The organism is Pedobacter sp. UYEF25 (genome assembly GCF_054061655.1).
This window is the reverse complement of the sequence record NZ_JBSSEL010000002.1, coordinates 346,493-362,543: the sequence shown is the minus strand read 5'-3', so window position 1 is coordinate 362,543 and position 16,051 is coordinate 346,493. Positions and strand designations below refer to the sequence as shown.

Here is a 16,051-nt window from a genome sequence, read left to right as displayed (position 1 = left end):
TTATAGATCAATTACGATCAAATGAAAAATAGATTAGTCAATTCTTTCTTATTTACCCTGGTGATCATTGGGACTCTTCTCAGCGCTGTTTGTGCACAAAAACCGCAGGGTGTTCAACTGGTACTGCGCGATACGCCTTGGAAATTTTCGGGAGGATCGGCATTGAGTACGCTTTCATCAAAAAAAAACAAGGCAACCTTTACGGTGCCTTTTGACAGCAGCAGTTTTACAATCAAAATGTGGGTCAATCTAAAAGCGGAAAGCTCGACCGTTAACATTCTTAGCATTCCGGGGGTGCTGACTGTCAGTCTTTCTCAACATGATCCGAAGGATAGAAAAGTTCAAAACTATCCGGCTTATCCAATGTCGGATGGTTCTGTTCCAGTATTGGAGGCGGCGCTTAGACTTTATCCGCCTTTAGAACCGAAAGGACCGCGAGATATGCCCATAGGCATTCCATTGGCAATCTTAAAGAAGCCGAAAGGAGAACATGAAGTTGTACTACACTTTTCAGGTGTTAGGTGGACCTTATATGTTGATAACGAGCTTATGGATAATGACTTTCCAATAGGCTACCCGAAATGGGGTAAGGAAACTACTTGGGAAATAAATCCTTCGCTTGTTTCAAATGCGGAAATCTTTTTCCCTGGTATAGAACCAAAAAGAGTTGCATTGGATAGGCCTCGCGTTTCAAATGAGATGCAATATTGGACACCTCAAGGGCATAACGCTTGGGTGGGCGATGTTGCTACTTTCTATCATCAGGGGCGCTATCATATATTTTATTTGTTCGATCGCCGGGGGCATGGCAGTAAATTTGGTAAAGGAGGGCATTACTTCGAGCATATTTCGACAGCAGACTTCAAAACATGGACGGAACATGAAGCCGCGACCCCGATTGAGGCGCAATGGGAAACAATGGGAACTGGTACGCCTTTTATCTTTGACAATAAATTCTGTCTAAGTTATGGCCTGCATACCACACGAATTTATCCTAAAGAACAAACTACACTGCCGTTACTATTAGATTACTATAACAAACACGGCGTTACAGGTTCCTTTCGTTACGATACCATTCCGGGCTACCCTGCCGGATCTACTTATTCCATCAGTGAGGATGGCATAAGTAATTTTAAGAAAACAAAAATCTTATTCCATTTTTGCGAAAACCCGAGTGTTTACACCGATCCTGAAGGGCGCTTACGCATGTTAGCAAATTATGGCGCAAAGGGAACCTGGGAATCGAAATCTATAGATGGCGGTTGGCGATCTGTAAATCCGAATTTCCCTCCAGGGGGCGACTGCACATTCTTCTTTCGTTGGGGAAACTTTGACTATGTTATTGGCGGCTTTACCGGCTTCTGGTCGAAACCAGCAAATGCGCCCGAAGATAAATTTGTAGATGGTGTTAAAGCAGGTTTAGACTTTTACAATGGAATGAACGTGCCGGCCGTAACAGAAATAAAAGACGGTCGTTTTCTATTGGCCGGCTGGATTCCGATGGCCGGCTGGGGTGGATCATTAACCATTCATGAAATGATTCAATCTCCCGATGGTAGAATTGGAACAAAATGGATGGAGGAAATCATTCCTGCGACCAAAAAAGAGAAATTATTGGCTAAAGAAATTAAAGAGTCGACTACTTTTGCAACAGGATCTTCCTCCTTCCTGCTAACATTTGATGTAAAACCGGGGACAGATTTGACTGGAAAACTTGGTGCGCTTTTTTTAGGGGCAGATGGCGAAAAAAATGCCTGTGAAGTGCAAATTAGTCCAAAGGCTAAAAAAGCACAGTATGGAAAAGGAAAAATCAGCAATTACTCAGATGCCGAAAAATCATTACGTGAGGGAGGTTCTCCAAATAGTGCGCGTAATTACGCTATCGAAAATTTGGTAAATACAGATAAACCGTTTACCGTACGCATCATTGTAAAATATGAAGAAAAATATGGCGGCTCACAAGTCGATACTGAAATTGCAGGTCAACGCACGATGATTTCTTTCCGACCTGACTTAAAGGTAGAAAAACTCTTACTAAGATCAGAAGAAACTGGAATCAAAAACGTAAAAATAGCGGCACTAAAGTATTAAAGAAATTTTTTAACTATTTGATTACTATACGTTTGGAGGAACCATAATTTCTGAATGATTTAAAAACGTGTTTGCCAATAAGTGATTTAGGCGGTTAAAAAAGCGCATGGACATTAGGTGTATTCTAAAAATACACTTCCCAAAATTTAAGCATTGAAATTTTGTGATGGTAGAAATGAACAATGAACTCAAAATTGCTGAGCACTTAGCTGTTTTGTCTATCAATCCACCGTCTACAACTCCAAAATTCGTTTTTTTTCACTCCTAACCTTTCTTAACAATCCAATATCAATTTGTTATTTAATTACCGGAATGGATTTTTGACAATCAGCTTTACAAAGCGTAGCATCTATTTTTTAAACCCTACCTTCACACGTTGCGTGATAAAGCTTTGTGTCACAACAGTCAAACCAATGAGGACTAAAAACACATTTTTAGCTGCTTTAACGGTACTATTTGCTTCCCCTTCAATCTGGTCAAAAAGACCCAAACGGCAAACAAGAATTGGATGAAGGTATTTCTAAGGAACAACCAAAATTATTTAATGAAGAAATGCTGACTGGGAAGTAGGCTCAGCCAATTCCCGGACAAAAACCTGCTGTGCAAGGAATTCAGATAAAAGCTGACGGCTCAGCGAGCTCCGTAAATATGCATACAATTATCTGAGAAAATGGAAGATAAACGGCGATACTCTATTTCTGTGGAATCATAATAGAGGTGTTGGAAATCCTATTGCCAGTCTCGATACAGTTTTTGTTACAACGCCTCCCTAGGTCTCCTAAACAAGGTGTTAATAAAATACGTTACAGAGGAAGGCGAATGTAAATAGAAAGTTATTTCCTAGCGGGTAAGTAGATTAATTTTTAGTCTTATTTCAAGTAGTTGCGCAGTATTAATGCAGCAGATTTGCTTACATAACATTATAATAAAGAAACATGGGGAGTTTTAATGCTGGAACGCATAAAAATCAAAAGTGCTAGGAGCAACAGGGATTTTTTCTTTAGCTTCACTCCAATTTTAATAAAAGTAACTCTAATCCTCTAAAAATGAAAAAAGTAACAGGCATTGGTGGAATTTTCTTTAAGTGTAAAGACCCAAAAAAGACAATTGAGTGGTATCAAAAACATCTTGGTCTAGAAACCAATCCTTACGGAGCAACTTTCGAGTGGTTCGAGGAAACAGATTCTACCAAAAAGGGGCAAACCCAGTGGACACCGTTTCCGGAAACCACAAAGGAATTTGACCCATCCAAACAGGATTTTATGGTTAACTATCGAGTGGAAGATCTTGAAACGTTGGTAGGTGAGTTAAGAAAAGAAAATGTTACCATACTTGACAAAATTGAAACATACGATTATGGTAAGTTTGTACACATTTTAGATGCTGAAGGAAACAAAGTGGAATTGTGGGAGCCAATTGATGCTGTAGAAGACTGAGTAGTTTGCAAATTGTGATTATGTCGCAGATCGTGAGGTCTAACATTTTGTTGAAGGTGGATAATTTAGCATCAAAAACGACCTAGCTGGAAACGGTCAGCTATTCTTGGCCATTAAGATATTTGTTAAATCAACAAACCAACATGACTGTGAAAAATCCTTTGACCTTTCCAATTTTGACAACTGAACGATTGACTCTTCGACAACTTTCTGAAAATGATGTGGAAGAAATCTTTTTGCTTAGGTCTGATATAGTGGTAAATAAATATTTAAACAGAGCACCCTGTAACACCTTGGAGGAAGCCTTGATCTTTATTAGAGGCATCAGAAATAATGGGTTATTGTACTGGTTAATTACACGTTCCAATAACGAACAGTTTCTTGGAACAATCTGTCTTTTTGATTTTTCGGAAGAACAAAACAAATGCGAAATAGGATATGAACTTTTAGCTGTCCATCAACGAACTGGAATTATGAACGAAGCAGCGAAAAAAGTGATTGAATATGCCAGTAAAAAACTCAAAGTAAGAATTATTGATGCCCATGTAGATAGAGAAAATGTAAGTTCAATCAAACTTCTCAGGAGATTGAATTTTGAGACAATGCCCAATGCTGATCCAGGAGAGCCGTCCATGATTTTATTTCGTTTTAAATGCAGTAAGTAGAAAGTTCAAAATTTAAAATCTGATGGTTTTTATGTTAGAGAACGCATTCACCCGCTTAAAAACAAAACCAATATAAGTGCGTTATTCAAATAATTTTAGAGGTTAAAATGGCTAAATAAAATGAGAAAGAATGTCATCATTACGGGTACTTCAAGTGGTTTGGGATTAGAGACCTCGATACTTGCTGCTGAAAAAGGATTTAAAGTTTTCGCAACCATGAGAGATCTCTCGAAGGCTGAAAATCTTAAATTAAGGATGGAGGCAGGCAAATTTGACATTGAACTGTTTCAATTGGATGTAACCGACAATAGCTCTGTGCTGGAATGTATTAAAAAAATTGTCCAAAAGGGAGGCAAAATTGATGCACTTATCAATAATGCCGGGGCAGGTTTTCCCAAAACTACGGAACAAGCAACCGAAGAAGAATTAAAATGGGTGACAGACCTAAATTATTTCGGCGTAGTTCGATGTACCAAAGCGGTGTTGCCGATAATGCGGAGACAAAAAAGCGGTCGCATTATAAATATTTCATCCGTTGGTGGACTTGTTGGGCAGCCTTTTAATGAACTCTATTGCGCAGCAAAATTTGCTGTCGAGGGGTATACAGAAAGTATGGCGACCTATGTACAAGATTACTTCGGAATTAAGTTTTCCTTGGTAGAGCCAGGTGGGGTGATAACAGAATTCATCAATTCTGCCATGAAAAAAACTGGTTCAAACGGTTCCATGACTCTTCCGGAGTATCAGCCTGTTTTTCAGAAATACATGGATGGCGTTCAAAAAAGAGCTGCGGCAGGTAAAGAAAACTCTTATCAAACCGCCAGACAGGTTGCAGAAGTGATTTTGAAAGTGCTCGAAGCGGAAAACCCGCCACTTAGAATTAGGACATCTGAATGGGCGGAAGAATTTTGCAAATACAAAACAGCACAAGATCCTACCGGCAATGATCAGACAGAGGCAATAAAAACTAGGTTTTTAAGGTGACATGAAAATTCTTTATTGGTTACGAATTAAGCATAAGTCAGAAAAATGGATTAAATCACCTAGCCACATTTTAAACAAAACCCAGATAGACCTAATAATTTTCGAAATTCCTGGAGTCTTAGTGAGTTACAAATTTGGTTGAAAACTCTTTGAATATTCGAATCAGAGTTGTGTCATCGGACAAAAAATAGCAACATTATTCGAGTATAACGCTATCCTAATTTGCTGTATTTGTTGCGATATTCAATTGGAGTTAGACCGGTTATTTTTTTAAAAACTTCCCGAAAAGCTTTTTTATCAACATAACCACTTTGATACATCACTTCTGAAATATTTTGTCTGCTAGTTTCAAAACTACGCTTTGCTGCTTCAACTTTTATTCGTTGAATATATGTCATTACAGTGTTATTGGTAGCTTGCTTAAATCGTCTTTCAAAACTTCTTCTACCAATCGCTACTTTAGTAGCCAGTTCGTCAATGGTAATCTTTTCTTGATAATTCGATTCTATATACCTTTGTGCTGTTTTAATTTCGGCGTCTTTGTGTCCTTTCTGACCCTTAAAAATTGCAAATGCAGATTGACTGTATCGATCAATGTCTATTGCAAAATATTTTGAAGCAAGAATTGCTGTTTCTCGATCGGTATATTTTTCAACCAGGTATAAAAGTAAATTCCAATACGAATTTGCACCTCCGCTGGAATAAATCCCTTGTTCTTCGGTAACGATGCTGCCGTCCACCACCTCAACTTCGGGAAACATGTCTCTAAACTCTTGCTGAAATCCCCAGTGTGTTGAACATTTTTTTCCATTTAGCAGACCTGTAGAAGCAAGTAAAAATGCACCAACGCAAAGCGAAGCAACTTCCGCACCTTTGCCATATTGCTCAATGATCCAAGGCACAAGGTTTTGGTTTTTCGCAATGGCAGAAGACATATCACCAGACAGCGCCGGAATAAAAATCAAATCGGTTTTATCCACCTCTTTAAGTTGCTTATCAACATATACTGAATACATGCCATCATTCTGCTTCACTTCTTTATTCACCCCAACCAAATGCACGTTAAATAAAGGTTTTTTTCCTGATGCCGCTAAGAATTGATTAACTGCGGTAAAAAGATATTGAGGGTCGGCAATGGCCTGCATAATGGAGGACTCGGGGACAAGAATTGATACGTCTTTCATTTAATAAAGTTAAAACAAAAGCCTGTCATAATCAACCCCCAAAGTTGTCGTTAACGCTACCAAAAAAAACCAGATTGTTTCCCATATTTGTATGGTAAGTTCAACCCTAGATATTTACGAAAAAAAATGAGAAAATTAAAATTACAGATGCAACAAACTTTGGATGGTTATGTTGCTGGACCAAACGGTGAACTGGATTGGATGCAGTTTGGAACGGGTGTTGAACTTTCGGATTTTGTAAATATGCTGATTGATACTTCGGACACAATCCTTCTTGGAAGGAAAATGACAGAAGGCTTTATCAATTATTGGGAGAATGTGGTAGACAATCAACCTGATAGTCCGGAATTCTTCTTTGCGGAAAAAATGGTAAATACTCAAAAGATTGTTTTCAGTAAAACACTTAGAAACATCTCAGGCAAAAACACAAGGATAGAAAATGGTGATTTGATAACCGTCGTAAATCAGTTAAAAAATAAATCGGGCAAAGATATAATCGTTTATGGCGGCGCAAGTTTTGTTTCATCCTTACTTCAAAATAATTTGATCGATGAATTGAATCTGTTTATAAATCCCACTGCAATTGGCAGAGGAATGACAATATTTAAGGAGCCCATAAAGCTTAAATTAGTAAGTACCAAGCTTTTTGAGCACGGTGAGATTTTGCTAAATTACAAGCGTAATAATTAATATCGAGGAAAAAACGTATGAAGAGTATAGGTAAAAAAGAGAAACTAGTATTCTGGACCGCGACAGCAGTTATTGCGCTGTTTGAAGGACTTATGCCTGCGCTGACTTCACAAACAGAATTGGCAAAAGAAGGAATCAGGCATTTGGGCTATCCAGACTATTTTGGAAATGTATTAGTGGCATTCAAAATTCTTGGAGTATTGGCATTATTGATTCCACAAGTCCCCAGAAGAGTGAAAGAATGGGCTTATGCCGGCTTTGCTTATGATTTCCTTTTTGCGGCAATCAGTCATGGTTTTGTTGACGGGATTAATTTGCAAACTTTTTTCCCACTAGTGATTTTTGGTATTTTAGCTATTTCTTACGTCTACTACCACAAATTAGATTCTGCTGAAGTTTAAAAACTTAGATCTTCTCAATAGGATATTTTCTTTACTATTTTTCGAAAGATAGCACAACGAAATTTAATTAATTTCATAAACCCTTTAAAAAATAATTATGGCACTCATCAATCCTTACATTAACTTTAACGGAAACGCCGAAGAAGCATTTATTTTTTACAGATCCGTATTTGGCGGAGATTTCTCAACGATTGTACGTTTCGGAGATATATCAATTCCTGAAAACCCGACGCTCGAGAATGAATCAGACAAAATAATGCACATTGCTTTACCAATCGGTAAGAATTTTTTGATGGCCAATGACGTTCCCGAGAGAATGGGCCGGGTAAGTGAGCAGGAAAATAGATCTAAGATATTCATCAGTGCCGAAAGTCGTGAAGAAGCAGATAAATTATTTCATGGCCTTTCAGCAGGCGGCAGTGTTGAAATGCCGATTGGCGACAGTCCTTGGAATTCTTACTTTGCGATGTTTAGAGACAAATACGGAATTGAGTGGATGGTAGAGTTTGACCCAAAAATAGAGATCCAATAAAAGTTCTAGTGATCGAAGTTTCAAAAATAAAATTCAATTCTTAGTGAATTTCCCTTTCCATTCCATCTCGTTCTAGCAATTATTGGACGTCAATTTTTCATTCGATCTTTTTGACGCGATTAAAGGATTTGCCATACAAAGGCAAATTATTATCCTTAATTGGCTTTGTTTTAAAAACCCTATCAGCAAGAAAGTGTATAAATCCTTGCTGATAGTTGTGGCGAACCCTTTATTTTCGGATAAATATTTTTTGAAAGACAGCTTCAATCATGATATAATGTATTCATACTTTGCAGGTCCAATCCTCAATGAATCTATTTTGACCATTTCGCACTGACGTAATTGCAAAAAAGGCTGCTCTTTCTAGGAGCAGCCTTTTACTGTCTTTCGGTTTTTTGTACTCGGAGCGGGAATACGTTTTTAGCTTTATTAAGATTCAACTAAAAACGACAAACTAATTAAAATAGCTCCTATTAGATAAATAGCTACATAGTATCTTAAATAAAGTTTTATAGAATACGCTAGGATTAATGATAAAGTGTACCTAAATTTGTACCTAACTACTTAATTAGGGTACACTATGGCAAAGCCGAAATTTTATTTAGACACAACGATTAGCGCAAAGGGTACACAGGCAGTAAAAATGCTTTATTCATTCAACGGCCAACGTTTGAAATACCACACCCAAGTAAATATAAAAGCTTCTTTTTTTCAAGCAAAGTGTAATTCATCAAATGCGAACCCTATTAAGTCAATAGCGCCTTTTGGAGAGCAACACAATGAACGACTAAGAGATATTGAACTGGATGCTGTAAAGATAGTGACCGCAACCAAAGGCGATAAATTAACAGTCGCTTACGTCCGCGAACAATTAGATTTAATCTATAAGCCAAAACTTGAAGAACCGCAAGCCCTACAGGATCCCGCAGAAATTTCTTTTATAAAATACTTTGAGCAATCGATTCAAGATTTTAAAACAGGAAAAAAATGTATGACTGTTGGAAAGAAGAAAGGTAAAAGATATGGAGAGCGCGCGATAAAAAATTATGGTATTACGTTATCGGCAATGAATCGCTATCTTGAAAACAGAGGCTTTAAGGGTTTGGAGTTTTCAGACGTAAATAAAGAGTTCTATGCTGATTTTATGTCATTCTGCTATAATGTTGAGCAAAAGGAAGTTTCTACGTTTGGCAGCTACATAAAGTGCATTAAAACGGTAATGGCTGAAAGCGGTAAACCATTTATTACTAAAGATTTTTATTGTCCAGATGGAGAGGCCGACAAAGTTTATTTAACAACTGAACAAATAGATTTGATTGCGGCCTTAGATCTTAGCAACGCGAAAATGTATGTTGATAAAGAAACTATCAGTAAGGGTATTAAAAAAACATCTAAAATATTTTACCCCACGCTAGATAAAGTTAGAGACCAGTTCCTGGTGGGGGCGTATACCGGATTAAGGCTATCAGATTTAAACCGTTTGGAATTAAACAACATCCAAAAGGTTAAAAATAATTACTACATCAAAATAAAGCAGCAAAAAACAGGCAATAATGTGGTTATTCCTATAATGAGCAAATTAACCCCGGTGCTTGCGAAATATCCAAGCGTATTTCCATCAATAAGCGGCCAAAAATTTAACGTTTATATCAAAGAGATTGCGAAGCTCGCAGGGTTAACAGAATTACGAACCATAAAGAACACAAAAGGAAACATAGATAACGAAACAACCCACCCGTTATACGCGCTTATCTCATCTCATACCTGCCGCCGCAGTTACGCCACGAACATGTTTAAGGCGGGCGTTCCTTCTATGCTTATAATGAGCGCAACAGGTCACAAGTCTGAGCAGAACTTTTTAGTTTACATCCGAGCAACCGATGAAACAAAGGCCGCGCTGTTAGCAAACCACCTAAAAGAGCTTGGTTTATAGATAATGTTATTAACATTCTTTAAATAAAAATCTTCTAAAATATATCTCTAGTTCTCGCTCAAACTTTGCTTAACTTATATTTTTTGTATAGAAATTAGTACATGTTATTATTATGTGATACAAACATAACTCATTGATTTGTAGTTAATTGTTGATAAAAAATAAACTACTACTTACTACGTTTTCATTACGTTTGTGTTATGAAAATAGATATTTATACAGCGAGCAAGTTGGCTAACCTTAGTCAGTTTACAATTCGGGATTACTGCGCAAAGCGTAAAATTCCACACTACAAAATAGGCGGTCGCCTTTCCTTCGATGAGGCTGAAATTTTAGGCTGGGTTTCTGAAAGAACCCAAAAGCGGGGGGTAAAAAATGCTTAATAGTGAAACCCCCCTTTATGCACTTACTGTCGGACAGTTTAAGTCATTACTGAATCAAGAGATATCAATCTATAAAAGCGAAACGCTAATACCAATCGCAGCCCCCGAACCTAACGAACGGTTTGATATTGGTGGGCTTGCTGAATATCTTAAAGTTAGCAAGACAACTATTCACGCTTATAAAAATAGACGTGTGTTCCCTTTTTACCAGACAGGCCGAACCGTTTACTTTCTCAAAAACGAAGTTGATGCTGCATTAGCTGTAGGGAGAAACAAGAAGGGGTTTAAAAATGCTTAGAACAAATCAAACCCCTAATAAGAAGCCTCAAGATAAGTTTTCTATAGTGAATAGCAAAAAGTGTATAAGTGTTTATAGTTCGATGATGGAGAGACGGGAAAGCGATGAGAACGAATACAAAGATTAAAAGATACATAGAGGCTTTAGCAGCTACAATACAAACGGTAAACCGAAATAGCAAAGGAGGGGGGCAAAATGACAGAGGTTAAGATCAATGTAGAAAGGTTTATCCCGGGCTTTGCAATCGTCTCATTTTCTTACAAAACTAAATCCTACGAACTTATTGCAGCAATATCCCAACTCAAGCAACGGGATTTTTTACCAAAGTTAATGACTGAAATGTTTGGATTTGAATGTAAGGAGTTAAAGACAGGGGGCGGTAATGTTTGATATGAAAGATTGCGTTGACGTAACACCCGAAATTATAAAGGTAGATCCGATAAACCATGATGTTTTAATAGATAATCTTCTTTCAAAAATTGAAAGGGTAAATTTCAGATTGGCCGCATTCCCTGAAGTAGTGCAACTTGAGAAAGATTTAGAGGTTATAGAGCAACAAATTATAGATGTTGATGGTAGTTTCAAAAAGAATGTACCAGCTGAAATCTTAGAGACATATAAGCTGTTAAATAAAAACCTAGCGAGCAAATTTCCAAAAGCCAAACATTATTTCATTTACACCATTGAAGAACTGCAAAAAGTAGCTATCAAAAACAATTGGGGTATCTGTAGATCTAATGATTTTGTTTATCTCTATAACGGTGCATACTGGGCTGTATTTGATAAAGACGAGCTGAAAACATTCCTTAGTAAAGTTGCTTTGAGAATGGGAGTTGATAAATCAGATGCTAAATTTTACAAGTTTATAGACGAGCTGTTTAAACAGTTTCACTTTGGTGCAAACCTTCCAAAGCCACCGCAGCAAATGGGAACCACTTTAATAAATCTATTAAATGGCACATTTGAAATTTCACAGGATGCACAAATTTTAAGAGCACCGGAAAGAAAGGATTTTTTAAAATACCAACTTCCTTTCGATTACGATCCTAAAGCAACGGCACCAAAGTTTAAATCATTTTTAGATAAGGTACTACCGGACAAAGAATGTCAAACTGTTTTAGCTGAATATTTAGGATATATTTTTATACAGCCGAATGTTTTAAAGCTAGAGAAGACATTGTTCTGCTATGGAACGGGGGCAAATGGAAAATCAGTATTATTTGAGATAGTCAGAGCTTTGTTAGGGACGGAAAACATTAGTAACTATTCAATACAAAGTTTAACGGATTCTACAGGATATTATCGAGCTAGCCTAGCTAACAAACTTCTAAATTATGCCTCGGAAATAAACGGAAACTTAGAGGCTAGTATCTTTAAACAATTGGTAAGTGGTGAACCCGTGGAAGCTCGTTTGCCTTATGGTCAGCCTTTTATATTGACCAATTATGCAAAAATGATTTTCAATGGTAATACTTTGCCAAAGGACGTGGAGCATACCGCTGCATATTTTAGGCGTTTTCTAATCATTCCCTTTAACGTGACGATACCACCCCATGAGCAAGATAAAGACCTAGATAAAAATATTATCGCCAATGAGTTACCGGGTGTGTTCAATTGGGTTTTAGAGGGTTTAGAAAGGGTATTGAAGCAAAGAGGCTTTTCAAAATGTGATGCTGCTGAAAACATGGTAAGCGATTACAGGCAGCAATCTGACACCGTGGCGCTATTTGTAGATGACCACCACTATTTGGCAAGCACCACAGAAACGACCGCTTTAAAGACCATGCACGGTGAGTATAAGGGATATTGTATTGAGAACGGATACAAGCCTTGTTCAAACAGGGTTTTGGCGGATCGGTTAAGAAATTTGGGTTTAGTAGTCGAGCGTGCAGCCTCGGGTAATGTTGTGAATGCAGCGAATAGAGGGGGGTTTGGTTATGCTTAATGTAGGTAATGTAGATGAAAAAAGAACTTTTTTTTTGTGTGCTGAACATGAGCAATTTCTAAAATACATAAGGACAAAACAGGTTTTTAGCCTACGTTATAGAGGATTGAATGACGAAATGCAACCAGTCCATATTAGCAGTGTAGAGATAGAAGAAAGGTTTTTTAGATACCCCAAATTTCAAAGGAAAACAGAAATACAGCATCTTACAGATAATGGTTTTTTAGAGTTGATTGTTGAAGATAAGCGTTTTTTATATTCAGTATTACAAGGTGGAGACATTGATTTGTCTCTACTAATCATAAAGCCATTGCCCCCCGAGACTTTTTATAAAGTTATGGCCTACAATCTAAAATACGTTTCATTAAAAAATGGTGCTGAAAGCACGGATTACTTTAATTTGTTTTTGAGATATAAGGAAAGCAGACCTGAGTTGTTCTTTAAAGTTGATGCCTTTGCTCAAAGGGTGCATACTCCAATTTCAAACTTTCATAGACACTTGAGACCGTTCGTTTTATTGGATGGTATGGAAACGACAAGCTTAGACGTGGTAACAATGCAACCGATATTATTAAGCAAAATACTAACTAATTCCATATCTAAGGACAGAACTAAAAACTTAGTTAATAATGAATACAGTAAATGGATAAATACCGGAAAGGATATTTACTTGATGTTGCAAGAAAAAGCAGGCTTAAAGACTAGAGATGAGGCTAAAAAGAAATTCTTTGAGATACTGTTTTCTAAGCCCTCTAAAGCATTATCTAAAATGTTTGGTGCAAGCGATTGGATAAATTGGATAAACAATTATAAAACAACCTTTGAGCCTAGAAACCCACACGGAAAGGAAAAGCCACATAGTAATCTTGCTTGGTTGCTACAATCTACTGAGGTAGCGGTAATGAGTAAAATATGGAAAGCGTTAATAGTTGAAAAGATAGTTTTTATTAGTGTGCATGACGAGATTATAGTAAAAGTAACGGATGCACAAAAAACAAAAGAAATAATGACCGAGATTTTAGGAAGTGAGTTTGAGTATTTCCGAATATCTAGCGAAAAAAAATGTTTGTTTTCATCTACATTACCTACATCATCTACACAAAAAGAAAACAAAACAGTCTTAGAACAGTCTCAAACAACTTTACCCCCCGACCTTATCGAGCTACAACGCCAATACCAAGAACTAGAGAAAAGCGGTAAGATAGAGCCGCAGCATCACCCACAAGTAGAGCGCTACTGGAATAACATTCGGGATTGCCTTCGCAATAATAACATAGGCTTACAGCAAGGGATAAATGAACTAAATAACTATAAACAAATGATAACTAATTAAAAAGATGAAATTAAACATTAAAAGAGAAGGCGAGATTCTCAACAGCGTAGAGATAGACGATAATACGATCTACAACAGTGAATTTATGGGCATGGATAAGATAAGCGCCTCATTCTATACAGAAAGTCCATTAGATCTAAAGTTAGATGATTATGTTGATTATAATCTTCAGAAATACAGCATCAAAACCGCAATTGACTGCGAACAGATTGATAGTAAGACATTCAAATATGACATCACATTCTTTGCACCGGTTTATTCGATGTATGACGTTCTATTGATGCATTTGGGGAATGCTACGTTTTCATATACAGCCACCCCATTTGAGGTGCTTAGCTTAGTTATTGAAAACCTTAATACCGAACAGACTGGCTGGGAAATTGGCGATTGTTCGCTAATCAGCGAGCCGATTACGTTTAGCTTTGCAGAACAAAGCTGTAGGGTTGCACTAACCAATATTGCAGATGCGTTCAAGTTGGAGTATAAAGTTATCGGAAAGAAAATCTTTTTGTTAGAAAAACTCGGAGAGCTTAAAGATATTCAGCTTAAATACGGTAGAGGGCAAGGTTTAACAAAAGCCACTAGGCAATCAGTAGATCAATCGTTTGCTACCGTCTGGTTTGGGTTTGGAGGATCTACGAACTTACCAGATAATTACCGATCAGGCGCAACGAAATTAACGCTCAGCGCTCCTTTTGAAATAAACACCGATAAGTATGGGCGCAAACAGGGATCCGTAACCTTCGAGGATATTTACCCACGTAGAACATCTACATTAACCGCTGTCAATGGTCTTCAAGAAATGACTGACAGTACAATTGACTTTGATTTGAACGCTCAGCAAATAACGGACGGAGGCGCAAAGATCGTTTTTAAGTCAGGCGAATTGAGCGGCCAAGAATTTGTAATAACGAGCTACAACAATACCACAAAAGCCATAACAATAGGAACCAATAAAGACGAGACAGGCTATACACAACCAAACACAACGTTTGCACCAGCTGTAGGCGATAAATATACTTTGATTGGTTTAATTATGCCAAATAGTTATGTGATAGCTGCGGAAACTGAACTTGAAGCAGCTTTACAGGCACATGCTAAAAACAATAGTTTCCCACCGGTTGCATTCCCATTGAACGTAGACGAAAAATATATTCGTGAAATGAATCTAAACTTTAAACTTGTTGCCGGCGATAGTTTAAGAGTTCTAAGCGAAAGTTTAGGTATAAACACACCTTTACGACTCCAATCTGTTAGTTGGCCTTTGGTCAATCCATCGCTTATATCTGGGCTAGTTTCGGATGTCATTCAATACACAACAGCCGAAAGGATTATTAAGGCGGTAGTTGCAAATATAAAAGAAACTGCCAAATCGATTGCAACAGGTCTTTATGCTAAACAAGTGGGGGATGAAATTAATAACGCTGCGATTATGCAACAGTTTAAACGGACATTCGTAGGAGATAGAGCCATATTAACAGGCGCATTTGTAGCTGGTAACCCCGAAGCTGGCGAAGTAGCCGGCATAAACGGAACCGGCACCACCACGGATGAAGTTAGGTTTTGGGCGGGCAGTAGCTTTGAGAATAAAGAAACCGCACCATTTAGAGTACAGCAAGATGGTAAAATGTTTGCCACCGATGCAATAATAGAGGGAATTATTACAGCGCTAAGCGGTAAAATTGGCTTTCTCGATGTAGATAACAGCGTATTAAGCTTGGGAGCAGTTCCGGGAAGTTCTGACCCCTGGGCGTCTAATTCATCAGCCATTCGTCTATATCGAGACTCTTTTATTTATCGACTGAACGGAATGACTCGCGGCGAAATTCGTGAACTTGCTTATAATATCTATTCAAACCCCTTAGGTTCCTACACTACAGAATCAGCACGTATCACGAATAACATTACGAATAACGAAACTGGAGAGGGTGTTAATGTCGGCTTGACACTCGATGTGGCCAACGCGGACACTAATATCGCCTTAAAGGTAAATGCCGGTAAGGTTTTATTAAAGGCCGATGCAAATATTCAAGTCGATGACAGCGGAACTCTTAAAGACGGACTAACCTATGGCGTTGACGTCCGGGTCGGTGGAGATCAATTTGTAAGAATGCGCTGGGTAAAGGGTGTCATGGTATCGGCTGTAGCCCTTTAAAATTAATTAAATAAATAAAAG

At 37.7% G+C, this 16,051-nt stretch carries 15 protein-coding genes; 14 read left to right on the top strand and 1 reads right to left on the bottom strand.

The annotated features are described in order from the left end of the window. The first annotated feature begins 21 nt into the window (after positions 1-21). The 5 genes from ACVWYG_RS03585 to ACVWYG_RS03565 all read left to right on the top strand — a co-directional run bounded on the left by ACVWYG_RS03585 (position 22) and on the right by ACVWYG_RS03565 (position 5,176). Positions 22-2,091: a hypothetical protein gene (locus tag ACVWYG_RS03585; protein ID WP_457268760.1), complete on the top strand. Its 2,070-nt coding sequence runs from the start codon at positions 22-24 to the stop codon at positions 2,089-2,091. Positions 2,092-2,670: 579 nt separating this feature from the next. Then, positions 2,671-2,757, top strand: a complete 87-nt coding sequence (locus tag ACVWYG_RS03580) for a lipocalin family protein (protein WP_457268831.1) — start codon at positions 2,671-2,673, stop codon at positions 2,755-2,757. A gap of 380 nt (positions 2,758-3,137) precedes the next feature. Beyond that, on the top strand, positions 3,138-3,527 hold the full coding sequence (locus tag ACVWYG_RS03575; RefSeq protein WP_457268759.1) for a VOC family protein: 390 nt from the start codon (positions 3,138-3,140) through the stop codon (positions 3,525-3,527). Between the two features lie 143 nt (positions 3,528-3,670). After that, positions 3,671-4,192: a GNAT family N-acetyltransferase gene (locus ACVWYG_RS03570; RefSeq protein ID WP_457268758.1), complete on the top strand. Its 522-nt coding sequence runs from the start codon at positions 3,671-3,673 to the stop codon at positions 4,190-4,192. 120 nt (positions 4,193-4,312) lie between these two features. Next, a complete protein-coding gene (locus tag ACVWYG_RS03565; RefSeq protein WP_457268757.1) occupies positions 4,313-5,176 on the top strand; it encodes an SDR family oxidoreductase in 864 nt (287 codons plus the stop codon). A gap of 212 nt (positions 5,177-5,388) precedes the next feature. Here ACVWYG_RS03565 and ACVWYG_RS03560 read toward each other — a convergent pair whose 3' ends face one another. After that, entirely contained in the window at positions 5,389-6,360 is a 972-nt protein-coding gene (locus tag ACVWYG_RS03560) for a GlxA family transcriptional regulator (protein ID WP_457268756.1), read from the bottom strand. A 126-nt stretch (positions 6,361-6,486) separates the two neighbouring features. Here ACVWYG_RS03560 and ACVWYG_RS03555 point away from each other — a divergent pair, with 126 nt between their 5' ends. From ACVWYG_RS03555 to ACVWYG_RS03515, 9 genes are all read left to right on the top strand, one after another. After that, positions 6,487-7,050, top strand: a complete 564-nt coding sequence (locus tag ACVWYG_RS03555; protein ID WP_457268755.1) for a dihydrofolate reductase family protein — start codon at positions 6,487-6,489, stop codon at positions 7,048-7,050. 17 nt (positions 7,051-7,067) lie between these two features. Beyond that, the gene (locus ACVWYG_RS03550; RefSeq protein ID WP_457268754.1) at positions 7,068-7,451 is read left to right on the top strand and encodes a DoxX family protein; all 384 of its coding nucleotides are present in this window, start codon (positions 7,068-7,070) and stop codon (positions 7,449-7,451) included. A gap of 97 nt (positions 7,452-7,548) precedes the next feature. Beyond that, positions 7,549-7,983, top strand: coding sequence for a VOC family protein (locus tag ACVWYG_RS03545; RefSeq protein ID WP_457268753.1), 435 nt, complete (start codon positions 7,549-7,551; stop codon positions 7,981-7,983). 580 nt (positions 7,984-8,563) lie between these two features. Next, positions 8,564-9,916 (top strand): tyrosine-type recombinase/integrase, encoded by a 1,353-nt coding sequence (locus ACVWYG_RS03540; RefSeq protein ID WP_457268752.1) that lies wholly within the window; start codon positions 8,564-8,566, stop codon positions 9,914-9,916. 200 nt (positions 9,917-10,116) lie between these two features. Then, a complete protein-coding gene (locus ACVWYG_RS03535; protein ID WP_457268751.1) occupies positions 10,117-10,299 on the top strand; it encodes a helix-turn-helix domain-containing protein in 183 nt (60 codons plus the stop codon). Next, the gene (locus ACVWYG_RS03530; RefSeq protein WP_457268750.1) at positions 10,292-10,597 is read left to right on the top strand and encodes a helix-turn-helix domain-containing protein; all 306 of its coding nucleotides are present in this window, start codon (positions 10,292-10,294) and stop codon (positions 10,595-10,597) included. The genes ACVWYG_RS03535 and ACVWYG_RS03530 overlap by 8 nt, the downstream gene beginning before the upstream one ends. A gap of 391 nt (positions 10,598-10,988) precedes the next feature. Next, positions 10,989-12,542, top strand: coding sequence for a DNA primase family protein (locus ACVWYG_RS03525; RefSeq protein ID WP_457268749.1), 1,554 nt, complete (start codon positions 10,989-10,991; stop codon positions 12,540-12,542). Continuing rightward, positions 12,508-13,875: a hypothetical protein gene (locus ACVWYG_RS03520; protein ID WP_457268748.1), complete on the top strand. Its 1,368-nt coding sequence runs from the start codon at positions 12,508-12,510 to the stop codon at positions 13,873-13,875. Before ACVWYG_RS03525 ends, ACVWYG_RS03520 begins: the two co-directional genes overlap by 35 nt. A 4-nt stretch (positions 13,876-13,879) precedes the next feature. Further along, on the top strand, positions 13,880-16,030 hold the full coding sequence (locus ACVWYG_RS03515; RefSeq protein ID WP_457268747.1) for a hypothetical protein: 2,151 nt from the start codon (positions 13,880-13,882) through the stop codon (positions 16,028-16,030). Positions 16,031-16,051 lie beyond the last annotated feature (21 nt).